Genomic DNA, 26,589 nt, shown 5'->3' on the forward strand with positions numbered 1-26,589 from the left:
AAATGCGGGTGAAAGTTCTCGTTTTCAAAGTGTTGCAAAGCGTCAGAATGCGCGCTGATACGGCAGAATGCCGGAGCGCAGCATTTCTGCGGAGCCGAGACTATGATCGCTGCTCAGGCCGCGCAGTTCGACGTTGAACGAAACTCTGTTGTCGTAAACGCTGGTATTGTTGCTGTTGTTCCAGTCGGTGATCTTGCGCTCATAGCCCAACGTCACCGCCCAGCAGCAGGTGTTGTACTTCAGCCCCACCAGCTGATCGGCGGATTGTTTGGCACGGGTGTCGTAGTAGTACGCCCCGACCACTGCCCAACGATCGGCGATCGGCCAGCTGCCGGTGATGCCCACCTGCGAGATGCCGTCTTGGAAGGCCGGAACCGTTTTGGTGTTCAACGCCGTCTGGATATATTCCGGCGTGGCGTAACGGTAGTTCAGCTGCACCACGCGCTCGGCGTCCTGGCGGTATTCCACCACGCCGTTGCCCAGCGAGACGCTGTTCAGGCGGGTGTCGTACTGCAGGCCGCCGCGCAGGCCCCAACGATCGTCGATTTTCCAATAGGTATCGCCGGCCCAGGCCACGCTACCGGTATCGTCGTTGTTGTCGTACCCGGTTACCCGATCGCCGGTGCGCGAACGGCTGAAGTAGTAGATTTGACCCACGGAAGCGTTAAAACGTTCAACCAGCGCGTCATCATAAATGCGGGTGGTCAAACCGGTAGACACGCGGTTCTGCGAAGCGATGCGATCCAGGCCGCTGTAGGTGCGATCGCGGAACAGGCCGGAGTAGTCGGTCTGCAGCAGCGTGGTGTCGTAGGTGTAGATGTTGCTCTGGTCACGGTACGGCACGTACAGGTACTGCACGCGCGGCTCCAGCGTCTGGGTGGCGCCTTCGGCCCAGATCATCGGCCGCTCGAACACCAGCTTGCCGTCGACCTTGAACTGCGGCAGTACGCGGTTGACCGAATCATCGAGCTCCGGCGCGGCAGCGTTTTTGCGGCTCTGGTAGTTGGCGGCGAAACCGTCAGGAATATCCTGCTGGTAATGGGTTGCCATCACCTTGGCTTCGGTGTTCAGGCTGGCCCAGCCGTTGGTGAGCGGCAGGCTCAGCGTCGGCTCCATATGCAGACGGGTGGCGTCCGGGCTGTATGGGTTGACGCTGGTGAACTTGGCCGCCTGGCCGTAGATATGGAAATCGAACGGACCGAGGTCGTTCTTGTAGTAGTTCAGATCCAACTGCGGCTGGACTTTATACGAGTCTGACTGTGAGCGATCGGTATCGTCGTAAATCTGGAACTGCTTGGAGCTCAGCGTGGCGTTCCAGTTCTCGTTGGCGTAGCCGAGGCTGAATTTCTGCGTGGCGTAGCCGTCGGTGGTGGAGCCGTATTTTGAGTCCAGATCGGTGAAGTACTTGGAATCGCTGACCTTGGTGTAATCGACGTTGAAGCGCCACACCTGATCCATAACGCCGTTGTGGTTCCAGTAGAACAGCCAGCGTTTGTTGTCGTCATGATCTTTGCCGTATTCCTTGTCGTCCGGCAACCAGTCGAACTCCATCAGGCCGAGGCCCGGCTGCACCAGATAACGGAACTCGGTCTGCCACTGCAAGCCGCGCTTGGACATATAGTGCGGGGTGATGGTGGCGTCGTAGTTCGGCGCGATGTTCCAGTAGTACGGCAACATGAACTCGAAGCCGTTGTTGCTGCCGTACTTGGCGTTCGGGATCAGGAAGCCGGAACGGCGCTTGTCGCCGACCGGCAGCTGCAGGTACGGGCTGTAGAACACCGGCACGCCGCCGATGCGGAAGCGGGCGTTCCATATTTCCGCCACCTGCTCTTCGCGATCGTGGATCACTTCGGAACCGACCACGCTCCAGCTGTCGTCGCCCGGCAGACAGGAGGTAAAGGTGCCGTTTTCCAGGATGGTGTAACGGTTGGCGCCGCGCATTTTCATCTTGTCGGCGTCGCCGCGCCCCTGACGGCCGACCATCTGGTAGTCGCCTTCATAGACGTCGGTATCTTTGGTATTCAGGTTCGACCAGGCCTTCGGGCCTTTCAGTTTGATCTGATTGTCGCTGTAGTGCACGTCGCCGGTGGCGGTGACGGTACGCACCGGTTCCGTCTGGCCGGGGTTTTGCGTCTGATTCAGCTCAACTTCTTTGGCGGTCAGGGTGCTGTTGCCCTGCTCGATATGCACGTTGCCGCTGAACAGGGCGCTTTTCGGGTAGTCGGCGCGCGAGTCATCGGCATTGATGGTCACCGGCTGGCTGTTCGGATCGCCGCTGACCAAAGGCTTGTCGTAAACGGGAACGCCAAGCATGCATTGCTCGGCCAGATCAGCCAGCGCATGCTGACTGTAGAGTGCCGTCCAAATCATCGTGGCCAGCAGTGTTGGGAAACTTTTTTTCATACGCGGTTTTGGTGTTCCGTCATCAGAGGCGTCGTGTCCGGCAAACGGTCAGAGACTATATTACTCATCTGCGTTGCGCTAGTGCTAAATCCAGCCGTTTACTTGCGTCGTCGTTAGGCGCAAAGATAAATGACAGGTATGATAATCCAAATTCTAGGAAAAATCGCCTGCGCCCTTTCCTGAAGCGAAGGAGAGCGGGCGGCTTTCGGCATGATAATTGAGGAGTATATGCAGTATTGGGGAAAACTGCTCGGCGTCATCGTCGCCATCTGGTCTGGCGCGGGATTCTGGGGTGTAGTTCTGGGGCTGATTATCGGTCATATGATCGATACGGCGCGCAGCAACAAGCGCAGCCGGGGGTTTTTCACCGACCAGCAAACGCGGCAAACGCTGTTTTTCCGCACCACTTTTCAGGTGATGGGCCACCTGACCAAATCCAAAGGGCGCGTCACCGAGGCGGATATCCAGATCGCCAGCCTGTTTATGGATCGCCTGCAGCTGCACGGCGAAGCGCGCACCGCGGCGCAGCAGGCGTTCCGCGAGGGCAAACAGAGCCAGTTCCCGCTGCGTGAGACGCTGCAGCAGTTTCGCAGCATCTGTTTCGGCCGCTTCGATCTGATTCGGATGTTTCTGGAAATTCAGATTCAGGCGGCGTTTGCCGACGGCTCGCTGCACCCGAACGAACGTCAGGTGCTGTATGTCATCGCCGAAGAGCTGGGCATTTCGCGCGCGCAGTTCGATCAGTTCCTCAGCATGATGGAGGGCGGGCGTCAGTTCGGCGGCGGTCAGCAGGGCGGGTATTCGCAGGGCGGCTATCAGCAGGCTCAGCGCGGCCCGACGCTCGACGATGCGTGCAAGGTGCTCGGCGTGCGCAGCAGCGACGATGCCGCCACCATCAAACGCGCCTACCGCAAGCTGATGAGCGAACACCATCCGGATAAGCTGGTGGCGAAAGGCTTGCCGCCGCAGATGATGGAAATGGCCAAGCAGAAAGCGCAGGAGATCCAGGCGGCGTACGACCTGATCAAACGCGAGAAAGGTTTTAAATAACGATACCCGTCATACTTCGAGCTGCAGGTGTGTTGGCTGCCCGCGCTTACCCCGGTCGCGTACTTTTTGTACGCTCCCGGGGCTGCGCTTAGTTGCCGCCTTCCTGCAACTCGAATTATTTAGGGTATCTCAGGGTGATGAGCTCAGAAATCCGGCTCGGCGCGAAAGTGCATCGGCGTCTGGAAGGCGGGGTGGGTGATGCGCAGCTCTTGCGCATGCAGCTGTAGCCGTGGCGCCATCGCCTTAGCCTCCGGCGGGGCGTAGAAACCGTCGCCGAGGATCGGGTGCCCCAGCGCCAGCATGTGCACCCGCAGCTGATGCGAGCGGCCGGTGATCGGCGTTAGCTTCACGCGCGTGCTGCCATCGGCGTCTCGCGACAGCACCAGATACTCGGTTTGCGCCGCTTTGCCGGTGTCAAAACACACCTTTTGCAGCGGCCGGTTCGGCCAATCGCAGATCAGCGGCAAATCCACCAGTCCTTCGTCATGTTCCATATGCCCCCAAACGCGGGCGATATAGGATTTCTTCGGCTCGCGTTCGCGGAACTGACGCTTCAGCTCACGCTCGGCGGCCTTGTTGAGCGCCACCACGATCACCCCGCTGGTGGCCATGTCCAGCCGGTGCACCGATTCGGCGGCCGGATGATCGGCCTGAATGCGGGTCATCAGGCTGTCTTTGTTTTCCGGCGCGCGGCCGGGCACCGACAGCAAGCCGCTGGGCTTGTTGACCACCATGATGTGTTCATCCTGATACAGGATGTGCAGCGGGTCCTGCGGGGGATTGTAGGGTTCCATCTTGGCTCCGCGAAAAGGGCCGACCGGGGAGACGGTGGCCTCCCCATGTCGCGCCGGTTACTGGTGGGTGACTACCACCAGACGAATGGCGTCCAGGCGCCAGCCGGCTTCATTGAGGTTGGCCAGCACCTGACGGCGGTTGAACTCCAGCGCTTCGACTTCGTCGTCGCGGATGTTCGGGTTGACCGCCTTCAGCGCTTCCAGACGCGCCAGCTCGGCGCTCAGCTTGTCGTCCGCCTCTTGCTTCGCTTGTTCGATAAGCGTGCGCGCCTGCGCTTCCACCAGGCTTTCCGCCTGCTGCAGCATGGTGTGCACGTCTTGCTGCACGGCATTGACCAGCTTGCTGGAAGTGTGGCGGTTGACCGCGTTCAACTGGCGGTTGAAGCTTTCGAACTCGACCTGCGCCGCCAGGTTGGTGCCCTTGCGGTCCATCAGCATGCGGATCGGCGTCGGCGGCAGGAAGCGGGTCAGCTGCAGGTGCTTCGGCGCCTGGGCTTCCACCACGTACACCAGCTCAACCAGCAAGGTGCCGACCGGCAACGCTTTGTTTTTCAACAGGGACACCGCACAGCTGCCGGTATCGCCGGACAGGATAAGATCCAGACCGTTGCGGATGATCGGGTGTTCCCAGCTGACGAACTGCGCGTCTTCGCGCGACAGCGCCCGATCGCGATCGAAGGTGACGGTGCAGCCGTCCTGCGGCAGGCCCGGGAAGTCCGGCACCAGCATATGGTCGGACGGCGTGAGCACGATCAGGTTGTCGCTGCGATCTTCCTGATTGATGCCGACGATGTCGAACAGGTTGAGCGCGAAGCCCACCAGGTTGACGTCGTTATCTTGCTCGGCGATGGCGGCGGCCAGCGCCTGGGCTTTGTCGCCGCCGTTGGAGTGCATCTCCAGCAGGCGATCGCGGCCCTGTTCCAGCTGCGCTTTCAACTGGTCATGCTGCTGGCGGCAGGCGTGGATGAATTCGTCCAGGCCTTCCTGCTCGGTCGGCGCGGCCAGATAGCCGATCAACTGCTCGTAGCAGCTGTCGTAGATGGTGCGGCCGGTCGGGCAGGTGTGTTCGAAGGCGTCGAGCCCTTCGTGGAACCAGCGGCCCAGCACCGCCTGCGCGGTGTGCTCCAGGTAAGGCACCATGATTTGGATATCGTGCATCTGGCCGATACGGTCCAGACGGCCGATACGCTGCTCCAGCAGATCCGGGTTGAACGGCAGATCGAACATCACCAGCTGGCTGGCGAACTGGAAGTTGCGGCCTTCGGAACCGATCTCGGAACACAGCAGCACCTGCGCGCCTTCTTCTTCGGAGGCGAAGTAGGCGGCGGCGCGGTCGCGCTCGATGATCGACAGCCCTTCGTGGAACACCGCGGCGCGGATCGCTTCACGCTCGCGCAGCACCTGCTCCAGCTGCAGCGCGGTGTCGGCTTTGGCGCAGATCACCAGCACTTTTTCGTTGCGGTTGGCCAGCAGGTAATCCAGCAGCCACTCGACGCGCGGATCGAAGTTCCACCAGGTGGCGTTTTCGCCTTCGAATTCCTGATAGATCTGCTCCGGGTACAGCATGTCGCGCGCACGGGCTTCGACGGACTTTTTGGCGCCCATGATGCCGGACACTTTGATCGCGGTCTGATATTGGGTTGGCAATGGCAGCTTGATCTGGTGCAGGTTGCGGTGCGGGAAGCCCTTCACGCCGTTACGGGTGTTGCGGAACAGCACGCGGCTGGTGCCGTGGCGATCCATCAGCATCGATACCAGCTCCTGACGCGCCTGCTCGGCGTTGTCGCCTTCGCTGTTGGCGGCTTTGAGCAGCGGCTCGATGTCCTGCTCGTCGATCAGCTCGCCCAGCAGGTTAAGCTTGTCGTCGGCCAGGCGTTCACCGCTCAGCAGCAGGGTGACGGCGTCGGCCACCGGACGGTATTTCTGCTGCTCGGCGACGAACTCGCCGTAGTCGTGGAAACGGTTCGGGTCGAGCAGGCGCAGGCGCGCAAAGTGGCTCTGTTGACCGAGCTGTTCCGGGGTGGCGGTCAGCAGCAGCACGCCGGGGATATGCTCGGCCAGCTGTTCGATCACCTGATATTCGCGGCTTGGCGCCTCTTCGCTCCAGGCCAGGTGGTGCGCTTCATCGACCACCAGCAGATCCCACTGGGCGTCCGCCAGCTCTTCCAGGCGCTGCTTGTTGCGGCGCACGAAGTCCAGCGAGCAGATCACCAACTGTTCGGTCTCAAACGGGTTGCTGCTGTCGAGTTTGGCTTCGGCGTAGCGGCTGTCGTCGAACAGCGAGAAGTAGAGGTTGAAGCGGCGCATCATCTCCACCAGCCACTGGTGCTGCAGCGTTTCCGGCACCACGATCAGCACGCGTTCGGCGCGCCCCGCCAGCAGCTGCTGGTGGATGATCATGCCGGCTTCGATGGTTTTGCCGAGGCCGACTTCGTCCGCCAGCAGAACGCGCGGCGCATGGCGCTGGCCGACTTCATGAGCGATGTGCAGCTGGTGCGGGATCAGGCTGGCGCGCATGCCGCGCAGGCCGGCGAACGGCAGGCGATACTGCTCGCTCTGGTATTTGCGGGCGCGAAAACGCAGCGCGAAACGGTCCATGCGGTCGATTTGGCCGGCGAACAGGCGATCCTGCGGTTTGCTGAAGGTCAGCTTACTGTCCAGCAGCACTTCGCGCATCGCCACGCCGCTTTCCTGGGTGTCCAGGCGGGTGCCGATATAGGTCAACAGACCGTTTTCCTCTTTCACCTCTTCCACCTGCAGCTGCCACCCCTCGTGGCTGCTGACGGTATCGCCCGGGTTGAACATCACGCGGGTGATCGGCGAATCGTTTCTGGCATAGAGGCGGTTTTCACCGGTGGCGGGGAAAAGCAGGGTAATCATGCGCGCATCCAGCGCCACGACGGTGCCCAGTCCTAATTCGCTTTCCGTGTCGCTGATCCAGCGTTGACCAAGAGTAAAAGGCATATATTGTCGGCTCGATTCTTTGTAAGTAAGTCTTGTTACCGGGCGGGAAGGGCCGCGGCACCTGTACTGAACGTCTGCTAATCCCGGTTTGTTTTAAATTTGGCGGGCAATAGCCGTTCACGCCATGCAGACGTCGCGAGACGGCAGGGCTAAGCGTGGTTCAGTTTTGGGAAGGGCGCTATGGTAATGGAAGGCGGCGCGTTCGTCACCTGCAAAACCGGATGATTTTTCTTAACCTGGCGCAATCTCAAAACAGCCCCATCTGCCCGGTGACCAGCGTGGTGAAATCGTCGTGCAAGAAAGGGAGTATAGCGTCTGCCACCGGTTGCAGCTGCCGTTCAAGGTAGTGCTGATAATCGATGGGCGAATGGCGGGTTTCCAGCGGTTCCGGCCCGGCCACGGTCATCACGTAGCTGATCCAGCCGCCGTTCTGATACTGCAGCGGCCGCCCCTGGCTGCGGTTGTAGTCGTCGGCGATGCGCGCGGCGCGGGCGTGCGGCGGCACGTTGCGCTGATAGTCATCGAGCTTTCTGCGCAGCCGTTTGCGGTACACCAGTTGATCGTCGAAGTCGCCGTTCAGGGTTTTGCCGACGTAATCGCGCACATAGTCCTGGTAGGGCTGTTGTTTGAAGATACGCTGATAGAGCTGCTGCTGGAACTGCTGCGCGAGCGGCGTCCAGTCGGTGCGCACCGTTTCCAGCCCTTTGTACACCATCTCTTCCTCGCCGTCGGCGCGCGCGATCAGGCCGGCGTAGCGTTTTTTGCTGCCCTGTTCGGCGCCGCGAATGGTCGGCATCAGGAAGCGGGAATAGTGGGTTTCGAACTCCAGTTCCAGCGCGTTCTCCAGCCCGAACTGCTGCTGCAGATGCTGTTGCCACCAGGCGTTGACCCGCTGCACCAGCGCCCGGCCGATCTGCGCCGCCTGCTGCTCGTCATGCGGCTGTTTCAGCCACACGAAGGTGGAGTCGGTGTCGCCGTAAATCACCTGATAGCCTTCGGCTTCGATCAGCTCGCGGGTTTGGCGCATGATCTCGTGGCCGCGCAGGGTGATCGACGACGCCAGCCGCGGATCGAAGAAGCGGCAGCCGCTCGATCCCAGCACGCCGTACAGCGCGTTCATGATGATCTTCAGCGCCTGCGACAGCGGCTTATTGTGCTGGCGTTTGGCGGCCTCGCGCCCCTGCCAGATCTGTTCGACGATCGCCGGCAGGCAGTGTTTACTGCGCGAGAAGCGGGCGTTGCGAAAGCCGGGCACCGAGTCGGCGTCGCTTGGGTGGCGCATGCCTTCCACCAGCCCGACCGGATCGATCAGGAAGGTGCGGATGATCGACGGGTACAGGCTTTTATAGTCCAGCACCAACACCGAATCGTACAGGCCGGGCCGGGAATCCATCACAAAGCCGCCGGGGCTGTGTTCCTCCGGCTGTTCGCCGAGGTTGGGGGCGACAAAGCCCAGGCGATGCATGCGCGGCATATAGAGGTGGCTGAAGGCCGCCACCGATCCGCCGCTGCGGTCGGCCGCCAGCCCGGTGACGGTGGCACGCTCCAGCAGGAAGTTGAGCAGGTCGGCCTTGGCGAAGATGCGCGTCACCAGCTCACAGTCCTTCAGGTTGTAGCGAGCCAGCGCCGGCTTGTCTTCGGCGAAGCGCCGGTCGATCTCCGCCATGCGTTGATAAGGATTGTCGATCGCCTTGCCTTCGCCCAGCAGTTCCTGCGAAACGTATTCCAGGCTGAAGGAGGGAAAGTTCCAGGTGGCGGATTTCAGCGCCTCGATGCCATCGATGATCAGGCGGCCGGCGGCGGCGGCGAAAAAGTGATTCTGCTTGAAGCCGTGCTCGCGCCACTCCAGCAGGTTGCCGCCGCGCCCCAGCCGCAGCGGGATTTGGTAGCGCTCGGCGTGCTTTTGCAGCACCCGCAGATCGAACTGCACCAGGTTCCAGCCGATGATGGCATCGGGATCGTGCCGCTCCAGCCAGGCGTTCAACCGCTCCAGCAGCTGAGGGCGGCTGGCGCAGTATTCCAGATCGAAATCCAGCGGCTCATCGCCGCCGTTGGCCGGTCCCAGCATGTAGACCTGCCGCTGGCCGCAGCCTTCCAGCGCGATGGAGTAAAGCTCGCCGTGGGCGGTGGTTTCGATATCCAGCGACACCAGTTTTAGCGTTGGGCGGTACTCCGGCGCCGGCTTCATTTGGCCGCTGAGCAACGGCCCATTGCCGTCGCCCTGGCCGTTGAACCACACCGGCGCGGTGATGAAGCGTTCCATCAGGTAGCGCTCCGGCGGGCGAATGTCGGCCTCGTAGACCGCAACGCCGCCTTCCCGCAGCAGTTTTTCCAGCTTGATGAGCTGACGGTGCTGGCGGCAGTACAGCCCCAGCATCGGGCGATGGTGAAAATCCGTCAGCGCCAGCGGTTTCAGTTCGACTTGCCGCTCTTCCCGCAGCAGCAGTTCCGCGCGCTGCCTTTGTTCGGCGGGGATAAACGCCACCGAGGTTTGCGGCGGCAGGCGTAGCTGACGCGGGCCGGCGTCGGTCGCCAGCCAGAATTCGACCTCGGTGCCGGCGGGCGTGTCGCGCCAGTGGCGAGTGAGCAGGAAACCCTGTTGCAGTGCTGTCATAACCCCTTCGTCTTCCGCCGGGCGGCGGGCGTGACATTCAGCGAGATGTCGGTTTTGGCGCTAATATAGATAAATTATAGTATGGGTTTTTATACAGTGATTGTCCATCGCCGCGCGGCGTTGCCAAATACGCATACAATTGATCGATTGACTCGTCTGCGGCGGCACAGGAAAATCCTCCGCCCGTTTGGCCCGAATAATCCACAGAGGTGTAATGGAAGCCTATTTACAAGATTTGATCACCCAGTCACTGGCTTTCACCCTGATGGTCGTTCTGCTGGTCGCTTTTCTGGAGTCGCTGGCGCTGGTGGGGCTGCTGTTGCCCGGCACGGTGATGATGGCCAGCATCGGCGCGTTGATCGGCAGCGGCAAGGTGGACTTTTACTACGCCTGGGCGGCGGGCATCGTCGGTTGCCTGCTCGGTGACTGGATCTCCTATTTCGTCGGCCGCGCGTTCAAGGGGCCTTTGCATCGCTGGTCGTTTCTGAAGAAAAACAAGGCGCTGCTAGACAAAACCGAACATGCCTTGCACCAGCACAGCATGGCGACCATTTTGATTGGCCGCTTCGTTGGCCCGACGCGCCCGTTGGTGCCGATGGTGGCTGGCATGCTCGATCTGCCGCCATACAAGTTCGCGCTGCCGAACATCATCGGTTGCCTGACCTGGCCGCCGGTTTATTTCTTCCCCGGCATTCTGGCGGGCGTGGCGATCGATATTCCCGCCGGCGCCGACAGCGCGATGTTCAAGTGGCTGCTGCTTGCGGCGGCGCTGCTGGTCTGGCTGGCGGTATGGTTGAGCTGGCGCTGGTGGCGCGAGGGCAAGCGCAGCGCCGATCGGCTGAGCCGTTGGCTGACACCGCTGCGGCTGCGCGTGGTGTGCGGATTGAGTTGGCTGGCGGCACTGGCGGCCGGTTATGCGCTGAGCCAGCAGCCTCTGATGCCGGTGTATCGCCACCTGCTGTGGCAGGTGTTGTCCGGGCAATGATTGCGGGGGCATTAGCCCCCGTTCGCCTTACTGGAAGAACGCTTCCAGCTGTTCAAATACCCGCACGTCTTCGCTGTGGCGCTTCACCCGCAGCACGTCTTCCAGCTTTTCCACCTGGCTTATCATTTGTTCCAGCCGCTGATCGTCGGCGACCAATAGCCAAATGCGGCTCTGTTGGCCGTCGTTCAATGGCAGGCACAAAATGCCTTCGACGTTGAACGCGCGGCGGGCGAACAGCCCGCAAACGTGCGACATCACGCCGGGATGGTTACGCACGGCCAGCTCCAGGATCACCTGGGGTTTATCTTGTGGTTGCAGCATGGCTTATTCTCCAATCATGTCGATGTTGGCGGCGCCCGGCGGCACCATCGGGAATACTTTTTCGTTGATATCGATCAGCGCGTGGATCAGGCAGGGGCCCGGGCGTTGGATCGCCTCGGCCAGCGCCGCCTGCGGATCTTCCGCGGCGTTCAGATCGCAGGTATCCAACCCGAATCCGGCGGCGATCTTCAGGAAGTCGGTGCGCTTCGGATAGGCGGCGGCGAAGATGCGCTGTTGGTAGAACAGGGTTTGCTGCTGGTGCACCAGCCCCAGCGCCTGGTTGTTCATCAAAATGATTTTCACGTCCAGATCGTGCTCGACCGCTGTGGCCATTTCCTGAATGTTCATCATCAGGCTGCCGTCGCCGGAGAAGCACAGCACTTTGCGCTTGGGCTCCGCCAGCGCCGCGCCGATCGCCGCCGGCAGACCGAAGCCCATGGTGCCCAGGCCGCCCGACGTCAGCCACTGGCGCGGCCGGCTCAGCGGATAGGCCTGCGCCACCCACATCTGATGCTGGCCTACGTCGGTGGTGATAATAGCGCTGTCGTCCACGCAGCGCGCGGCGGCCAGCACCAGGCCGTAATGGCTCAGCGGATCGTCGGCGTTCGGCATGTTGAACGGGAATTCGCGCTTCAGGTCATTGACGGTGTTCAGCCATTCGCTGCGCGGCTGCGTGTCGATCTGCGGCAGCAGCTGTTGCAGCACCTGGCCGACGTCGGCATGGATCGCCACGTTGGCCTGTTTGACCTTGCCCAGCTCGGCGCGGTCGATATCCACATGAATGATGGCGGCGTTAGGGCAGAACTGCTCGGTTTTGCCGATTGCCCGATCGTCGAAACGCGCGCCCAGCACGATCAGCAGATCGGCTTCCTGCAGAATGAAGTTGGTGCTGCGCGCCGCGTGCATGCCCAGCATGCCCAGCGACAGCGGGTGTTCCACCGGCATCGCGCCCAGCGCCATCAGCGTCATGGTGGTGGGCAGACCGGCGCGTTCGGCCAGTTCCACCGCTTGCCGGTGGGCGTCGGCGCAGATGATGCCGCCGCCCAGATAGAGGATCGGGCGCTTTGCCCGGTTGATCATCGCGGCGGCCTGCGAAACCAGCGCCGGATCGAAGCTCGGAGCGGCGTCCGGCACGGCGATCGGCGGCAGCTCTTCCAGCGTGATGGTGGCGGTTTGCACATCTTTCGGCACATCGATCCAGACCGGGCCGGGGCGGCCGGACTCGGCGATGCGGAAGGCGTCGCCAATCACCTGCGGCAGTTCGCGGATATCGCGCACCAGATGGTTGTGCTTGGTGATCGGGATGGAAATGCCGTAGGTGTCCACTTCCTGGAAGGCGTCGGTGCCGATCATCGAGGAGGGCACCTGACCGGTGATGCACACCAGCGGAATGGAGTCGAGTTTGGCGTCGGCGATGGCGGTGACCAGGTTGGTGGCGCCCGGCCCGCTGGAGGCGATGCACACCGCCGCCTTGCCGTTGGCGCGCGCCATGCCTTGCGCCATAAAGCCCGCGCCCTGTTCGTGGCGCGCCAGCACGTGGTGAATACGGGTGCTTTGGCTCAGCGCGTCATACAGCGGCAGCGCGGCGCCGCCGGGAATGCCGGCGACGGTGGTGATGCCCTGACGCTCCAGCAGATGAACGATCAATTGTGCGCCGGTGAAGCTGGTGCCCGGTTGAGGCGTGCCCGAAGTTGCCATGTTCCTGTCCTTTCTCAAGGCCGGTGAGCTTTGCTGGGCAGGGTGCTAAAACAAGAAACCCCGCCCGGTTTGCGCCGGCGGGGTTTGGGAATCGATGCGTTGATTCGGACCCTACGGCGCATTGCCGACGACCACCACCACACGCACGACGACCACCGCGGCTGGTAGCGCGGTAACTAGTAGGGTCGAAGTCAGCGAGGATGCGATCACAGGGAACCTTATCATCAGTAAAAAAAGTCAGGTTTTTATAAAAACACAGGCGCAAAATTCGCACAACAGGTTTATTGGCGCAGCATAAAAAACGCGCGTCAGATCACGCTTTGCCCGAAATGCCCAGCACGCGCGCTTCGGGCGCGCTGCCGTCCAGCAGGGCCTGCGTCGGGCCATCGTAATAGATGCGGCCGTCGACCACCAGCAGCGTGCGCGGCGCGATGCGTGCGGCGTCGTCGAGGTTGTGCGACACCATCAGCAGCGTCAGGTTGCGCTGTTCGCATACCGTCTGCAGCAGTTGCAACATCTCGTTGCGCAGCGCCGGATCGAGCGCCGAGAAGGGTTCGTCGAGCAGCAGGATCGGCCGTTGGCGAATCAAACAGCGCGCCAGCGCGGCGCGCTGACGCTGGCCGCCGGAAAGTTGCGACGGCAGGCGCTCCAGATGCTCTTCCAGGCCGACCTGACGGGCGATGTGTTCTCGCTGTTGACGCTGCTGCGCAGTCAAGCGCAGACCGGGATCCAACCCCAGCCCGATGTTCTGCGCCACCGTCAGATGCGCGAACAGGTTGTTTTCCTGAAACAGCATCGACACCGGCCGCTTGGCCGGCGGCGTGGCGGTGTGGTCTTCGCCGTTCAGCAGCAGCCGGCCGCTGGCCGCCGGCAGAAAGCCGGCGATCAGGCTCAGCAAGGTGCTTTTACCGGCGCCGCTGGGGCCGAGCACCGCGACGCGCTCGCCCGGCTGGATGCGCAGATCAAAGCGCATCGGCAGGTGGTCATACAGGTAGGTCAGTTTTTCAAGCGTCAGCATGGCGGCCCGGTAAGCGTTCAATCAGGGTAAACAACAGGAAGCACAGCAGCAGCAACAGCAGCGCGGTCACCGCCCCGTCGTTGCTGCGATAGGCGCCAATCTGCTGATACAGGTAAAAAGGCAGGGTACGGAAATGCTCGTTGCCAAACAAGGCGACCACGCCGAAGTCGCCGATCGACAGCACGCAGGCGAAGGCCAGCGCCTGCGCCAGCGGGCGGCGCAGGGCGCGCAGTTCGATCAGCCGCAGCCGTCGCCAGCCGCGGATATCCAGCGACAGGCACAGCGGGTTGTAACGTTCGGCGAGGTCGCGCATCGGGTTCTCCAATACCTTCAGTGCATAGGGCACCGCCATCAGCGCATTGGTGAGGATCACCAGCGCATAGGGCGACTGCGGCAACCCCACGGTATCGCTCAGCAGCAGGAAGAAGCCGGTGGCCAGCACGATGCCCGGCATCGCCAGGATCACCATGCCGCTGAGCTCCAGAGCCTGGCCGCCGCGCAGCTGCTGCCGCAGTTTCAGCTCGCGGCTGCTCCACAGCAGCATCATCGTGAGCGCCACGCACAGCAGCCCGGCGCCGAGGGCGATGCGTAGCGACGTGAACAGCGCCTGCCACAGCACCGGCTGGCGCAGTACGTTGAGGATAGCCTGGTTGGCGCCATCGGCGATCACCGCCAGCAGAGGCGGCAGCAGCAGCAACAGCGCGGCGGCGATCAGCAGAAAATCGCCGACGCGTCGCCACAGGCTGTCATCCGGATTGCGCCAGCGCTGGGCGTGGGTATGCCCCACCGGCAATGCCTGGCTCAGGCGCTGACTGATCAACACCAGCCCGAGACAACAGCCCAGCTGGATCAGCGCCAGCATGGCGGCACGCCCCAGATCGTAGTCGTAACTCAGCGCCTGGTAGATCGCCAGTTCGATGGTGGTGGCCTGTGGCCCGCCGCCCAGCGACAGCACGGTGGCGAAGCTGGCGAAGCACAGCATGAAGATCAGCGCGCCGCTCGGCAGGATTTGGCGGCGCAGCGCCGGCCATTCGACGAAGCGGAACTGCTGCCAGCCGCTCATACCCAGTTGAGCGGCCAGCTGGCGCTGCTCTACCGGAATGTTCTCCAGCGCCTGCAGCAACAGGCGGGTGGCCAGCGGCAGGTTAAAGAACAGGTGCGCCAGCAGAATGCCCTGCAGACCGTAGGGCGAGAAACCATACTCGACGCCCAGCCAGCCGCACAGCGTCGCCAGCCAGCCCTGGCGCCCATAGACGCTGAGCAGGCCGAATACCGCTACCAGCACCGGCAGCACCAGCGTCATGGCGCACAGCCGCAGCAACAACTGCCGGCCGGGGAAACGGCGGCGATAGAGCGCGCGCGCCAGCAGAATGGCGGGCAGCACCGAAATCAGCGCCGACAGCAGCGCCTGCAGGAAGGTGAAGCGCACCACGTGCCACAGGTAACTGTCCTGCCACAGGCTGCGCCAGTCGCTGTCCGGCGCGTGACGCCACAGCGAACCCAGCGCCAGCGCGGCGACGAGCAGGATCAGGCCGGCGGCCAGCAGCCCCGGCCAGAGCCAGCGGGGGATCAGCGGCTGACGGCGGTTTGCCATGCCCGGATCCAGCCGCCGCGTTGTGTGGCCACCTCTTCGGCGCTGTATTGCAGCGCGGTCTGCGGCACGTTCATCTGCTCAAAGCCGACGGGCAGCGGGGTGTTGATCACCGGGTACATCCAGTTGCCGGTCGGGATGGTGTTCTGGAATGCCGGCGTCACCATGAACCGCATGAAACGCTCGGCCAGCTCAGGCTGTTTGGCGGCTTTCAGCTTGCCCGCCACTTCCACCTGCAGGTAGTGGCCTTCGCTGAACGTGGCGGCGGCGTAAAGGTCTTTTTTCTCTTCGATCAGGTGGTAGGCGGGAGAGGTGGTATAGCTGAGCACCAGATCGCCTTCGCCTTTCAGGAACAGGCCGTAGGCTTCGCTCCAGCCTTTGGTGACGGTGACGGTCTTCTTCGCCAACTGCTGCCAGGCGGCCGGCGCCTTGTCGCCATACACTTTTTGCATCCACAGCAGCAGGCCGAGCCCCGGCGTGCTGGTGCGCGGATCTTCGTAGATCACTTTCCAGTTGCGGTCGCTGCTGACCAGCTCCTGCAGGCTTTTCGGCGGGTTCTTCAGTTTTTCTTTGTTGTAGACGAAGGCGAAGTACCCGTAGTCGTAAGGCACGAAGGTCGCGTCCTGCCAGCCGCCCGGCACCGTCAGCCTGGCGGTATCGACGCCGCTCGGCGCGAACAGGCCGGTTTGCTGCGCCGCCTGCAGCAGGTTGTTGTCCAGCCCCAGCACCACGTCGGCGGCGCTGTTCTTGCCCTCCATGCGCAGGCGGTTCAGCAACGAGACGCCGTCTTCCAGCGCCACGAACTTCAGTTCACAGTCGCATTCGGCCTCGAAGGCTTTTTTCACCGCCGGGCCAGGGCCCCAGTCGGCGGCGAAGGAATCGTAGGTGTAAACCGTCAGCGTCGGCTTGGCGAACGCCGGCGCGGCGCACAGCAGCAATAAGCAGGGCAGATATTTTTTGACCACGTTGCACTCCTGAAAAATAAGGGGGCAAGGGCATCTGAGGGGGCGAGGCGGCGTCGCCGGTTCGCTGGGCTCAAATCCCTCCGCCGGTATTGACCGGATCAGGTTCGACGGGTGTGCTCTCAGCGGAAAATCAGGCTTATTACGCGGCCCGGCTCTCCGCACCCCGTTGAGACGGCGCTATTGTAAAGATTAACCGACTTGGGCGAAAGGCGCTTATGTCTCCGGCGGGGCAAACCAGGCGGACTTGAAGTCGAACCAGCCGAGGGTGTTCATCCGCACGCCGCGCATGCTGCGCTGGCCGTGCAGCTGCAGCCAGTGGTGGAACAGCGGATGCAGCTGGTGGTTGCTGACCAGACGCTGGCAGAACTCCGCCAGCGGCAGACGGTTGGCGCGCCACAGCGCCGCGTCCTGCGCCAGATCTTCGTTCATGCAATGCTGCATCAGCGGCAGTTCGTACAGCGTGGCGAACAGCGAAAACTCCAGCGGCAGATAGAAGTTGGCGCTGCCAAGCCACAGATCGCTGCGCGCGTCGCCCTGGTGCCAGGTGGCGTAATCCACGCTTTGCACGATCAGGCGGATGCCGTGCTGCGCCAGCAGCGGCTCGATCGCCTGACGGATGGCGTGAAACTCCGAATGCTCATTGAAGTGGGTCATCGTCAGTTCGGTCAGCCCCGCCGGTTTGGGCTGCTGCGCCAGCGCGCGGTTGTGGTGCCAACGGGGCAGCAGGCCGTACGCCGGCGACCAGTAGCGTTGGTAGAGCGGCCCGGCGTGGCTCAGCAGCGAAATGGGATTGATCAATTCGCACAGCCAGCTGCGAATGGCGGGATCGGCGGCCAGCGGGGAGCGCCGGTCGAACAGCAGGAAATAGCAGCCCTCTTCCAGCCGGCTTTCCAGTTCGTTGTTGCCGGTTTCATCGCCCTGCAGCTGTACGCCGGAATGCACCAGTTCTTCGGAGAACTCCGGCAGCACCCAGATATTCACCTCGTCGATCAGCGCCCGGTAGCCAAAATAGTCGTCGAAGGCGTGGATCTTCATCTGGCTGGGGAGATTGCGCACTACGCGATAGGGGCCGGTGCCGATCGGATGGCGGGCGAAATCCGGCAGTTCGCGCCATTCGCGCGGCAGGATCATGGCGTGCACGCTGCCCAGCAGCCAGGGCAGCCAGTGGTCGGGGCTGCGCAGATGCACGTCAATCACGAATGGCGTCGGCGAGGTGACGCTCTCGATATGCGAGAACAGCGGTTGCGAGGTCAGACGCGAGAGAGAAGTAATGACGTCCGCCATCTCCAGCTCGCGGCCGTGATGAAAATGGATCGCCGGGCGCAGGTAAAATCGCCAGTGCAGTGGCGTCAACGCCTGCCAATGGTGAGACAGATCGGACTCCAGTTCCCCGTTTTCCTCATTTATGCGCGTCAGACCGTTGAAGATCTGGCGCGCCAGATGGGTTTCCGAACGCCGCAGCGCCGAGCCGGGCAGCAGGTTGTACAACTGCCGGTAGTAGAGCACCCGCAGAATGTGTTTCCCCTGGCGGAAGCTACGCCCCAGCTGCGACAGCAGCATCTGGCGCACCACATTTTTGTCGCCCACCAGTTGCACCAGCTGATCGATGCGATCCTGTTCCAGCAGCTCCTCGGCCCGCTGTTGCTGCAGCGCCAGGCCGGTGTAGTGGAAGGTTAGCCGCGAACGCTTGCCGCGCCCCGACTCCGCCTGCCAGGTGAGCCAGCCTTCCCGCTGCATGGCGCTCAGCAGGGAGCGCACGTGGCGCCGCGAGCAGCTGAGCACCTCCGCCAGATCCTGCAGCGTGGTGTCGGTGGTTTCACCGTGGCAGCGCTGCCACAGGCGGATGAACTGCTGCTGCAATCTGGACGTGGACATAAAAGAGGAACGCTCCCGCTTCAACTCGTCAATTTTTCTTTCCCTATATTACGCCGATAATTTTCATCAATGAAAGGGGAGGGCGTAATCATGAAAGCTTTCTTATCCAGGCAGTTCTATCAGCGCTATTTCAGCGCGGTGCGCCGCCAGCGAGCCGACTGGCTGAGCGTGGTGCCCGAACAGGCGCGGTTGGCGATGCTGGCGCACCTGACGCAATGGGACATTAAAGAGATGACCGATAAGCAGTATCGCGAGCACCTGTAGGGGCTGCGGCAACAAGTTTCTGAGTAATGGTGCTGTTTCACCAGCCAGTGGGGTGACCCACTGGTTTTTTTATGCGCGGTCATGGCGATGCGCTTGCATTTTTCTCGCCGTGGCTTAAGGTTCTTTCTTCTGCTTTGAGGTCAGGGAAGACGATATGCAACGCATGAGCCGGTTGTCACTGCGCATTAACCCCATCTTTGCCGCATTCCTGCTGATCGCTTTTCTCTCCGGCATCGCCGGCGCGTTGCTGACGCCGACGCTCAGTCTGTTTCTGACCACCGAGGTCAAAGTGCGGCCGCTGTGGGTAGGGCTGTTTTACACCGCCAACGCCGTGGCCGGCATCGTGGTCAGTTTTCTGCTGGCCAAGCGCTCCGATACCCGCGGCGATCGGCGCCGGTTGATCCTGCTGTGCTGCCTGATGGCGGTCGGCAACTGCCTGCTGTTCGCCTTTAACCGCGACTACCTGACGCTGATCACCGCCGGGGTGCTGATGTCCGCCGTTGCCAACACCGCCATGCCGCAGATTTTCGCGTTGGCGCGGGAATACGCCGACAGCGAGGCGCGTGAGGTGGTGATGTTCAGCTCGGTGATGCGCGCCCAGCTTTCGCTGGCGTGGGTGATCGGCCCGCCGCTGTCGTTTGCGCTGGCGCTGAACTATGGGTTCACCGTGATGTTCCTGATCGCCGCCGCCACCTTCGCGGTTTGCGTGCTGCTGGTAGGGTTTATGCTGCCTTCGGTGCCGCGTGCGGCGGAGAATGGGGAGCTGCAGGGCGGGATGTCTGCGCCGATCGCGCCCGCCAGCGCCTGGCGCAATCGCGATGTGCGGCTGCTGTTCATCGCTTCGATGCTGATGTGGACCTGCAATACCTTGTATATCATCGATATGCCGCTGTATATCACCGCCGATCTCGGGCTGCCGGAAGGGCTGGCCGGGGTGCTGATGGGCACCGCCGCCGGGTTGGAAATCCCGGCAATGCTGCTGGCCGGTTATTACGTCAAACGCTTCGGCAAGCGCAACATGATGCTGCTGGCGGTGGCGGCGGGCGTGCTGTTTTATCTCGGGCTGACGGTGTTGGCGACCAAGCCGGCCCTGATCGCGCTGCAGCTGCTCAACGCGGTGTTTATCGGCATCGTCGCCGGTATCGGCATGCTCTATTTTCAGGATTTGATGCCGGGCCGGCCGGGCGCCGCCACCACGCTGTTCACCAACAGCATCTCTACCGGGGTGATCCTGGCCGGGGTGCTGCAGGGCGTGCTGGTGGAGAATTTCGGTCATGGTTCGGTGTATTGGATGGCGGCGCTGCTGGCGCTGGCGGCGCTCGGGATGAGCGCCAAAGTGCGTGAAGTGTGAGGTTAAACGACGGCATTCTTGATGCAAGTCATTGAGAAGGCTAAACCGGGCGCTCAAGCTGAAGGCATATGGCGCGCGATCGTTGCGCCCACGCCCGTCTCGCTATTGAGATGCCGCCCTGTCGTTTAGAACAGTGGGAACGTTATGGATAAACTCACACCGCTCAAACCGCTTCCTTCCCTGTGCGCCCTTGGCGCCACGCTGATTATCTGGTTCCTCATTCCCGTGCCGGAGGGCGTTGCGCCCAACGCCTGGCAGCTGCTGGCGCTGTTTATCGGCACCATCATCGCCATCATCGGCAAGGCGATGCCGATCGGCGCGGTCTCGGTGATCGCCATCGCTCTGGTGGCGGTAACCGGCGTCACCAACCCCGGCAAGCCGGGCGCCGCGCTGGACGACGCGCTCAGCGGCTTTTCCAACCAGCTGATCTGGCTGATCGGCTTTTCTATTATGATCTCCCTCAGCCTGAACAAAACCGGGCTGGGCGCGCGCATCGGCTACTATTTCATCTCGCTGTTCGGCAAGAAGACGCTGGGCATCGCCTACGCGCTGACGCTGGCGGAAACCACGCTGGCGCCGGTGACGCCGAGCAACACCGCGCGCGGCGGCGGCATCATTCACCCGATCATGAAATCGATCGCCGACAGCTTTGGTTCCAAACCCGAGCTTAATACCGCCGGCAAGATCGGCCGCTATCTGTCGCTGGTGAACTACAACATTAACCCGGTCACCTCGGCGATGTTTATCACCGCCACGGCGCCTAACCCGCTGATTGTCAGCCTGATCGCCAAAGGCACCCACGGCAGCTTTGAATTGTCCTGGTCAATGTGGGCGATCGCCGCCCTGGTGCCAGGGCTGTGCTCGCTGATCGTGATGCCGCTGGTGATTTATCTGCTGTACCCCCCGGAGGTGAAAAGTACGCCGGATGCGCCGCGTTTCGCCCGCGAAAAGCTGCAGGCGCTGGGGCCGGTGACGCTGCCGGAGAAAATTACCCTCGGGGTGTTCGCGCTGTTGCTGGTGTTGTGGGCCGGCATACCGGCGATGATCTTCGGCCCGGCGCTGGCGGTCAATCCCACCACCGCGGCGCTGATAGGCCTGGCGGTGCTGCTGGCCACCGGCGTGCTGAGCTGGGAGGATGTGCTGAAGCATAAAGGCGCCTGGGACACCGTGGTGTGGTTCTCGGCGCTGGTGATGATGGCCAGCTTCCTCGGCAAGCTGGGGCTAATAGGCTGGCTGTCGCAAACCGTCGGCAACGGCATCGCCCGTATGGGCATGAGTTGGGTGGGCGGCACGATCTTGCTGACCCTCATCTATTTGTATTCACACTATTTCTTTGCCAGCACCACCGCGCACGTGACGGCGATGTTCGCCGCCTTCTTCGCTGCCGGCATCGCGCTTGGCGCGCCACCGGCACTGCTGGGCCTGATCCTGGCGTTTTCTTCCTCGCTGATGATGTCGCTGACGCATTACGGCACCGGCACCGCGCCGATCATCTTTGGCTCCGGCTACGTGACGCTGGGGGAGTGGTGGAAAGCGGGATGGGTGATGAGTGTAATTAACCTGCTGATCTGGATAGTGATCGGCGGCGCATGGTGGAAGCTGCTGGGCTACTGGTGAGGAAAAAATTCACCCGCCGGGCGGCGGGTGAAGGGGATTAATTCAGAAACGCCGGCTGCTGCGCTTCGTAGCGGGAGATGTCCGCTTCGTGCTGCAGCGTCAGGCCGATGCTGTCCAGCCCGTTGATCATGCAGTGGCGGCGGAAGCTGTCGATTTCGAACGGATAGCTTTTGCCGCCGGCGTTGACCGTCTGGTTCTCCAGATCCACCACGAACTCCGTCCCTTCGTTGGCGTCCACCAGCTTGAACAGCTCATCCACCTGCTGCTCGCTCAGCGTCACCGGCAACAGCTGGTTGTTGAACGAGTTGCCATAGAAGATATCGGCAAAGCTCGGCGCAATCACCACTTTGAAACCGTAGTCGGTCAGCGCCCAAGGAGCGTGTTCGCGCGAGGAGCCGCAGCCGAAGTTCTCCCGCGCCAACAGGATGCTGGCGCCTTTATAGCGCGGTTTGTTCAGCACGAACGCCGGGTTCGGCTGCTGGCCGGCGTCGTCGAGGAAGCGCCAGTCGTTGAACAGGTGCTGACCGAAACCGGTGCGGGTCACCTTCTGTAAAAACTGCTTGGGAATAATGGCGTCGGTGTCGACGTTGGCCGCATCCAAAGGCACCACTAAGCCGGTATGTTGAGTAAATTTAGCCACGTTAGCCCCTTAGTGAATATCACGGATGTCAGCGAAGTGACCGGCGACGGCGGCCGCGGCGGCCATTGCCGGGCTGACCAGGTGGGTGCGCCCACCGCGGCCCTGGCGCCCTTCGAAGTTACGATTGCTGGTGGACGCGCAGCGCTCGCCCGGATTCAGACGGTCGTTGTTCATCGCCAGGCACATCGAGCAACCCGGCAAGCGCCATTCGAAACCGGCTTCGATAAAGATTTTGTCCAACCCTTCGGCTTCCGCCTGGGCCTTCACCGGGCCGGAGCCCGGCACCACGATGGCCTGTACGCCGCTGGCGACCTTGCGCCCCTTGGCGATCGCCGCCGCCGCGCGCAGATCTTCGATGCGTGAGTTGGTGCAGGAGCCGATGAACACTTTGTCGATTGGCACCTCGGTCAATTTGATGCCCGGTTTCAAATCCATGTAGGCCAACGCTTTCTCGGCGGAGGCGCGCTCGACCGGATCGCTGAACGATTCCGGCGCCGGGATCGCCTGATTGACGGCGATCACCTGGCCAGGGTTGGTGCCCCAGGTGACCTGCGGCGCGATCTCTTCGGCGTGCAGCGTCACTACGGTATCGAACTGGGCGTCGGCGTCGGACTTCAGCGTGCGCCAGTAAGCGACCGCCTGCTCCCAGTTTTCGCCGGTTGGCGCGAACTGACGCCCCTTCAGGTAGGCGAAGGTGGTGTCGTCCGGCGCCACCAGCCCGGCTTTGGCGCCCATTTCGATCGCCATGTTGCACAGGGTCATACGCCCTTCCATGCTCAATGCCTCGATCGCCTTGCCGCAGAATTCCACCACGTGGCCGGTGCCGCCGGCGCTGCCGGTTTTGCCGATCACCGCCAGCACGATGTCTTTGGCGGTAATGCCCTCGGCGGCGTCGCCGGTGACTTCAATCTTCATGGTCTTGGCGCGGCTCTGTTTCAGGGTCTGGGTCGCCAGCACGTGTTCCACTTCGGAGGTGCCGATGCCGAACGCCAACGAGCCAAAAGCGCCGTGGGTGGCGGTGTGCGAGTCGCCGCAGACGATGGTCATGCCCGGCAGCGTCATGCCTTGTTCAGGCCCAATTACGTGCACGATGCCCTGGAACGGGTGGTTCAGGTCATACAGCGAAACGCCGAATTCCGCGCAGTTCTTGATCAGCTCCTGCATCTGGATACGCGCCATTTCGCCGCTGGCGTTGATGTCTTTGGTCTGGGTCGACACGTTGTGATCCATGGTGGCGAAGGTTTTGCCCGGCTGGCGCACCTTGCGGCCCATGGCGCGCAGGCCGTCGAACGCCTGCGGCGAAGTGACTTCGTGCACCAGGTGACGGTCGATATACAGCAACGGCGTTTCGTTCGGTGCTTCGTGCACCACGTGGGCGTCGTACAGCTTCTGGTATAAGGTCTTGGCCATGTTATGCCCCCTGAGCTACAAAGCGGGCGATGATATCGCCCATTTCATCGGTGCTGACGGCTTTGCCGTCACCGGCCAGATCGGCGGTGCGGTAGCCCTGTTCCAACGCCTGGTTGATGGCGCGCTCCACGGCGTCGGCCGCTTCATCGGCGCCCAGGCTGTAACGCAGCAGCAGAGTGGCGGACAGGATCTGCGCAATCGGGTTGGCGATGCCTTTGCCGGCAATATCCGGCGCGGAACCGCCCGCCGGTTCGTACAGGCCGAAGCCTTGTTCGTTCAGGCTGGCGGATGGCAGCATGCCCATCGAGCCGGTGATCATCGCGCACTCGTCGGACAGGATGTCGCCGAACAGGTTGGAGCACAGCAGCACGTCGAACTGGGACGGATCTTTGATCAGCTGCATGGTGGCGTTGTCGATATACATGTGCGACAGCGACACGTCCGGGTAATCCCTGGCGACCTGATTGACCACTTCACGCCACAGAATGGAGCTTTGCAGCACGTTGGCCTTGTCGATCGACGTCACCTTGTGGCGGCGCTTGCGGGCGGATTCGAAGGCGATGCGCGCGATGCGCTCAATCTCGAAACGGTGGTATACCTCGGTGTCGAAGGCGCGCTCCTGCATGCCCTGGCCTTCACGGCCCTTCGGCTGGCCGAAGTAGATGCCGCCGGTCAATTCGCGCACGCACAGAATGTCGAAGCCGCGGGCGGCGATGTCGGCGCGCAGCGGGCAGAACGCCTCCAGCCCTTGATACAGGCGCGCCGGGCGCAGGTTGCTGAACAGTTTGAAGTGCTTGCGCAGCGGCAACAGCGCGCCGCGTTCCGGCTGCTCGGCCGGCGGCAGGTGTTCCCATTTCGGGCCGCCCACCGATCCGAACAGGATGGCGTCGGCCTGCTCGCAGCCGGCGACGGTCGCCGCCGGCAGCGGGCTGCCGTGGCGATCGATGGCGATGCCGCCGACGTCGTATTCGGCGGTGGTGATGCGAATGTCAAAGCGTTGACGCACCGCGTCCAACACTTTGCGCGCCTGAGCCATTACTTCCGGGCCGATGCCGTCTCCGGGCAAGACGGCAATGTGATAAGTCTTCGTCATGTTCACACCGTTTCCTGATTATTTTGATGTTTGTTTTGCTGCAGGCGCTGCTTTTCTTTTTCTACCTGCTGTGAGCGCCAAATATTGTTCAACACGTGCACCATCGCCTTGGCGGAGGATTCGACGATATCGGTCGCCAGACCCACGCCGTGGAAGCGGCGGCCGTTGTAAGAGACCACGATATCCACCTGGCCCAGCGCGTCGCGGCCATGGCCCTTGGCGGTCAACTGGTACTTCACCAGCTCGATCGGGTAGTCGGTGATGCGATTGATCGCCTGATAAACCGCATCGACCGGGCCGTTGCCGGTGGCGGCTTCGGCTTTCTCTTCGCCGCCGCAGATCAGTTTCACCGAGGCGGTGGCCATGATGCTGCTGCCGGACTGCACGCTGAAGTAACCCAGGCTGAAGTGCTCCGGCTCTTCCTGCTGTTTGTTGATGAAGGCCAGCGCCTCCAGATCGTAGTCGAACACCTGGCCCTTTTTGTCGGCCAGCTTCAGGAAGGCGGCGTACAGGGTATCCAGGTTGTAATCCTGCTCCTGGTAGCCCATCTCTTCCATGCGGTGTTTCACCGCTGCGCGGCCGGAGCGGGAGGTCAGGTTTAACTGCACGTCCTTCAGGCCGATCGACTGCGGGGTCATGATTTCGTAGTTTTCGCGGTTCTTCAGCACGCCGTCCTGGTGAATGCCGGAGGAGTGGGCGAAGGCGTTGGAGCCGACGATCGCCTTGTTGGCCGGGATCGGCATGTTGCACAGCTGGCTGACGATCTGGCTGGTGCGGAAGATTTCCTGGTGGTTGATGTTGGTGTGCACGTTCATGATGTCCTGGCGCACTTTAATCGCCATGATCACTTCTTCCAGCGAACAGTTACCGGCGCGTTCACCAATGCCGTTCAGGGTGCCTTCCACCTGGCGGGCACCGGCCTGCACTGCGGCGATGGAGTTGCCGACCGCCATGCCCAAATCGTCGTGGCAGTGCACGGAGATGATGGCTTTGTCGATGTTCGGCACGCGGTCATACAGGGTAGTGATGATGCCGCCGAACTGGTTCGGGGTGGTGTAGCCGACGGTATCCGGGATATTGATGGTGGTAGCGCCGGCGTTGATGGCGGCTTCGACCACGCGACACAGATTGTCGATCGGCGTGCGGCCGGCGTCTTCACAGGAGAACTCCACGTCGTCGGTGTAGTTGCGGGCGCGTTTTACCGAGCGCACCGCCATCTCCAGCACTTCGTCGAACGAGCGCTTCAGCTTCGATTCGATGTGCAGGGTTGAGGTGGCCAGGAATACGTGGATGCGGAACGCTTCGGCGACGCGCAGCGCTTCGGCGGCCACGTCGATGTCTTTGTCCACGCAGCGGGCCAGGCCGCAGACGCGACTGTTTTTGATTTGGCGAGCGATGGTTTGCACCGACTCGAAGTCGCCCGGCGAAGAGACCGGGAAGCCGACTTCCATCACGTCAACGCCCATTCTTTCCAGCGCCAGCGCAATCTGAATCTTCTCTTTTACGCTCAGGCTGGCCTGCAGCGCCTGCTCGCCATCACGCAGCGTGGTATCGAAAATAATGACTTGTTGGCTCATCGGTGCATTCCTTATCGTGTTGATTTCACGCTAAGCGGGCAAAAAAAAACCCGCGCAGTAGCGCGGGTTTCTTATGGGTGATCGGCTGAGTCAGCTCCGAACGTCGTCCACAGGCATACCGCGCAAACAAGATGCGTTGAGTAGTAGGCCTAGTAGACGGTGAGTACGGATCATAAGGGTTCAGCTTCTCTTAAATTGGGTGTCTGCCTAATTTGATACGTGATTGGCCTGGCGATGTCAACACCTGATTGAATGCGGGGACAATGCATCAGCCCATTAACTAAACAGAGGATCATTCGGCAAAAAAACGACGTCTTAGAGAAAAAAATGGGGCCAGTTTGCGTGCTGCTTAGCATAAA

Annotated in this window: 20 protein-coding genes and 1 riboswitch; of the genes, 5 read left to right on the forward strand and 15 right to left on the reverse strand. The window is 62.0% G+C overall.

Annotated features, from left to right (window positions below):
* Positions 1-42: 42 nt before the first annotated feature.
* Positions 43-2,403, reverse strand: coding sequence for an LPS assembly protein LptD (gene lptD / locus AC2CGI_RS14975; RefSeq protein WP_021505352.1), 2,361 nt, complete (start codon positions 2,401-2,403; stop codon positions 43-45).
* Between the two features lie 228 nt (positions 2,404-2,631).
* Here lptD and djlA point away from each other — a divergent pair, with 228 nt between their 5' ends.
* Entirely contained in the window at positions 2,632-3,453 is an 822-nt protein-coding gene (gene djlA, locus AC2CGI_RS14980) for a co-chaperone DjlA (protein ID WP_015376627.1), read from the forward strand.
* A gap of 143 nt (positions 3,454-3,596) precedes the next feature.
* Here the strand turns inward: djlA and rluA are convergent, their stop codons facing one another.
* The 3 genes from rluA to AC2CGI_RS14995 form a co-directional block, all read right to left on the reverse strand.
* On the reverse strand, positions 3,597-4,247 hold the full coding sequence (rluA, locus tag AC2CGI_RS14985; RefSeq protein WP_004932866.1) for a bifunctional tRNA pseudouridine(32) synthase/23S rRNA pseudouridine(746) synthase RluA: 651 nt from the start codon (positions 4,245-4,247) through the stop codon (positions 3,597-3,599).
* Positions 4,248-4,304: 57 nt separating this feature from the next.
* Positions 4,305-7,211 (reverse strand): RNA polymerase-associated protein RapA, encoded by a 2,907-nt coding sequence (gene rapA, locus AC2CGI_RS14990; RefSeq protein ID WP_076740934.1) that lies wholly within the window; start codon positions 7,209-7,211, stop codon positions 4,305-4,307.
* Between the two features lie 247 nt (positions 7,212-7,458).
* Positions 7,459-9,825, reverse strand: a complete 2,367-nt coding sequence (locus tag AC2CGI_RS14995; RefSeq protein WP_076740935.1) for a DNA polymerase II — start codon at positions 9,823-9,825, stop codon at positions 7,459-7,461.
* A 214-nt stretch (positions 9,826-10,039) separates the two neighbouring features.
* Here AC2CGI_RS14995 and AC2CGI_RS15000 point away from each other — a divergent pair, with 214 nt between their 5' ends.
* A complete protein-coding gene (locus tag AC2CGI_RS15000) occupies positions 10,040-10,810 on the forward strand; it encodes a DedA family protein (RefSeq protein ID WP_015376631.1) in 771 nt (256 codons plus the stop codon).
* 27 nt (positions 10,811-10,837) lie between these two features.
* On the opposite strand, the gene ilvN is transcribed toward AC2CGI_RS15000, so the two are convergent.
* The 7 genes from ilvN to sgrR form a co-directional block, all read right to left on the reverse strand.
* Positions 10,838-11,131 (reverse strand): acetolactate synthase small subunit, encoded by a 294-nt coding sequence (gene ilvN / locus AC2CGI_RS15005; protein WP_076740936.1) that lies wholly within the window; start codon positions 11,129-11,131, stop codon positions 10,838-10,840.
* 3 nt (positions 11,132-11,134) lie between these two features.
* Positions 11,135-12,829 carry an acetolactate synthase large subunit gene (ilvB, locus tag AC2CGI_RS15010; protein ID WP_049242013.1) on the reverse strand — a complete coding sequence of 565 codons (1,695 nt, stop codon included), beginning with the start codon at positions 12,827-12,829 and terminating at the stop codon, positions 11,135-11,137.
* A gap of 111 nt (positions 12,830-12,940) precedes the next feature.
* Positions 12,941-13,054 carry an ilvB operon leader peptide IvbL gene (ivbL, locus tag AC2CGI_RS15015; protein WP_154747116.1) on the reverse strand — a complete coding sequence of 38 codons (114 nt, stop codon included), beginning with the start codon at positions 13,052-13,054 and terminating at the stop codon, positions 12,941-12,943.
* An 88-nt stretch (positions 13,055-13,142) separates the two neighbouring features.
* On the reverse strand, positions 13,143-13,847 hold the full coding sequence (gene thiQ, locus AC2CGI_RS15020) for a thiamine ABC transporter ATP-binding protein ThiQ (protein WP_076740937.1): 705 nt from the start codon (positions 13,845-13,847) through the stop codon (positions 13,143-13,145).
* Positions 13,834-15,441: a thiamine/thiamine pyrophosphate ABC transporter permease ThiP gene (thiP, locus tag AC2CGI_RS15025; protein ID WP_076740938.1), complete on the reverse strand. Its 1,608-nt coding sequence runs from the start codon at positions 15,439-15,441 to the stop codon at positions 13,834-13,836. Before thiP ends, thiQ begins: the two co-directional genes overlap by 14 nt.
* Positions 15,417-16,403: a thiamine ABC transporter substrate binding subunit gene (gene thiB / locus AC2CGI_RS15030; protein WP_044029701.1), complete on the reverse strand. Its 987-nt coding sequence runs from the start codon at positions 16,401-16,403 to the stop codon at positions 15,417-15,419. The genes thiP and thiB overlap by 25 nt, the downstream gene beginning before the upstream one ends.
* A gap of 57 nt (positions 16,404-16,460) precedes the next feature.
* Positions 16,461-16,579, reverse strand: a riboswitch (TPP riboswitch).
* Positions 16,580-16,616: 37 nt separating this feature from the next.
* On the reverse strand, positions 16,617-18,278 hold the full coding sequence (gene sgrR, locus AC2CGI_RS15035; RefSeq protein ID WP_015376637.1) for an HTH-type transcriptional regulator SgrR: 1,662 nt from the start codon (positions 18,276-18,278) through the stop codon (positions 16,617-16,619).
* Between the two features lie 90 nt (positions 18,279-18,368).
* On the opposite strand from sgrR, the gene sgrT reads away from it, so the two are divergent.
* From sgrT to AC2CGI_RS15050, 3 genes are all read left to right on the forward strand, one after another.
* Positions 18,369-18,542: a glucose uptake inhibitor SgrT gene (gene sgrT, locus AC2CGI_RS15040; protein ID WP_004932838.1), complete on the forward strand. Its 174-nt coding sequence runs from the start codon at positions 18,369-18,371 to the stop codon at positions 18,540-18,542.
* Between the two features lie 154 nt (positions 18,543-18,696).
* Complete coding sequence (locus AC2CGI_RS15045; protein WP_044029700.1) at positions 18,697-19,893, forward strand: sugar efflux transporter; 1,197 nt, start codon at positions 18,697-18,699, stop codon at positions 19,891-19,893.
* Positions 19,894-20,037: 144 nt separating this feature from the next.
* Complete coding sequence (locus tag AC2CGI_RS15050) at positions 20,038-21,510, forward strand: DASS family sodium-coupled anion symporter (RefSeq protein WP_076740939.1); 1,473 nt, start codon at positions 20,038-20,040, stop codon at positions 21,508-21,510.
* 37 nt (positions 21,511-21,547) lie between these two features.
* Here AC2CGI_RS15050 and leuD read toward each other — a convergent pair whose 3' ends face one another.
* Genes leuD through leuA form a run of 4 tightly spaced genes read right to left on the reverse strand, consistent with a single transcriptional unit; the run spans position 21,548 to position 26,230 of the window.
* Positions 21,548-22,150 carry a 3-isopropylmalate dehydratase small subunit gene (gene leuD, locus AC2CGI_RS15055; protein WP_004932829.1) on the reverse strand — a complete coding sequence of 201 codons (603 nt, stop codon included), beginning with the start codon at positions 22,148-22,150 and terminating at the stop codon, positions 21,548-21,550.
* A gap of 9 nt (positions 22,151-22,159) precedes the next feature.
* Positions 22,160-23,560 (reverse strand): 3-isopropylmalate dehydratase large subunit, encoded by a 1,401-nt coding sequence (leuC, locus tag AC2CGI_RS15060; protein WP_021505342.1) that lies wholly within the window; start codon positions 23,558-23,560, stop codon positions 22,160-22,162.
* A gap of 1 nt (position 23,561) precedes the next feature.
* Entirely contained in the window at positions 23,562-24,653 is a 1,092-nt protein-coding gene (gene leuB / locus AC2CGI_RS15065; RefSeq protein ID WP_004932823.1) for a 3-isopropylmalate dehydrogenase, read from the reverse strand.
* A 2-nt stretch (positions 24,654-24,655) separates the two neighbouring features.
* On the reverse strand, positions 24,656-26,230 hold the full coding sequence (gene leuA / locus AC2CGI_RS15070; protein WP_004932820.1) for a 2-isopropylmalate synthase: 1,575 nt from the start codon (positions 26,228-26,230) through the stop codon (positions 24,656-24,658).
* Between the last annotated feature and the right edge of the window lie 359 nt (positions 26,231-26,589).

It is taken from the genome of Serratia sp. LSHTC3, from assembly GCF_057197125.1.

What these genes read in the sequence shown, in the direction of transcription:
- thiQ (WP_076740937.1), bottom strand. Translation starts at nt 13,847, where the DNA reads ATGCTGACGCTTGAAAAACTGACCTACCTGTATGACCACCTGCCGATG.
- AC2CGI_RS15000 (WP_015376631.1), top strand. Translation starts at nt 10,040, where the DNA reads ATGGAAGCCTATTTACAAGATTTGATCACCCAGTCACTGGCTTTCACC.
- leuC (WP_021505342.1), bottom strand. Translation starts at nt 23,560, where the DNA reads ATGGCCAAGACCTTATACCAGAAGCTGTACGACGCCCACGTGGTGCAC.
- ilvB (WP_049242013.1), bottom strand. Translation starts at nt 12,829, where the DNA reads ATGGCAACTTCGGGCACGCCTCAACCGGGCACCAGCTTCACCGGCGCA.
- rluA (WP_004932866.1), bottom strand. Translation starts at nt 4,247, where the DNA reads ATGGAACCCTACAATCCCCCGCAGGACCCGCTGCACATCCTGTATCAG.
- AC2CGI_RS15050 (WP_076740939.1), top strand. Translation starts at nt 20,038, where the DNA reads ATGGATAAACTCACACCGCTCAAACCGCTTCCTTCCCTGTGCGCCCTT.
- lptD (WP_021505352.1), bottom strand. Translation starts at nt 2,403, where the DNA reads ATGAAAAAAAGTTTCCCAACACTGCTGGCCACGATGATTTGGACGGCA.
- leuB (WP_004932823.1), bottom strand. Translation starts at nt 24,653, where the DNA reads ATGACGAAGACTTATCACATTGCCGTCTTGCCCGGAGACGGCATCGGC.
- sgrT (WP_004932838.1), top strand. Translation starts at nt 18,369, where the DNA reads ATGAAAGCTTTCTTATCCAGGCAGTTCTATCAGCGCTATTTCAGCGCG.
- thiP (WP_076740938.1), bottom strand. Translation starts at nt 15,441, where the DNA reads ATGGCAAACCGCCGTCAGCCGCTGATCCCCCGCTGGCTCTGGCCGGGG.
- sgrR (WP_015376637.1), bottom strand. Translation starts at nt 18,278, where the DNA reads ATGTCCACGTCCAGATTGCAGCAGCAGTTCATCCGCCTGTGGCAGCGC.
- djlA (WP_015376627.1), top strand. Translation starts at nt 2,632, where the DNA reads ATGCAGTATTGGGGAAAACTGCTCGGCGTCATCGTCGCCATCTGGTCT.
- AC2CGI_RS14995 (WP_076740935.1), bottom strand. Translation starts at nt 9,825, where the DNA reads ATGACAGCACTGCAACAGGGTTTCCTGCTCACTCGCCACTGGCGCGAC.
- AC2CGI_RS15045 (WP_044029700.1), top strand. Translation starts at nt 18,697, where the DNA reads ATGCAACGCATGAGCCGGTTGTCACTGCGCATTAACCCCATCTTTGCC.
- rapA (WP_076740934.1), bottom strand. Translation starts at nt 7,211, where the DNA reads ATGCCTTTTACTCTTGGTCAACGCTGGATCAGCGACACGGAAAGCGAA.
- ivbL (WP_154747116.1), bottom strand. Translation starts at nt 13,054, where the DNA reads ATGATAAGGTTCCCTGTGATCGCATCCTCGCTGACTTCGACCCTACTA.
- leuA (WP_004932820.1), bottom strand. Translation starts at nt 26,230, where the DNA reads ATGAGCCAACAAGTCATTATTTTCGATACCACGCTGCGTGATGGCGAG.
- ilvN (WP_076740936.1), bottom strand. Translation starts at nt 11,131, where the DNA reads ATGCTGCAACCACAAGATAAACCCCAGGTGATCCTGGAGCTGGCCGTG.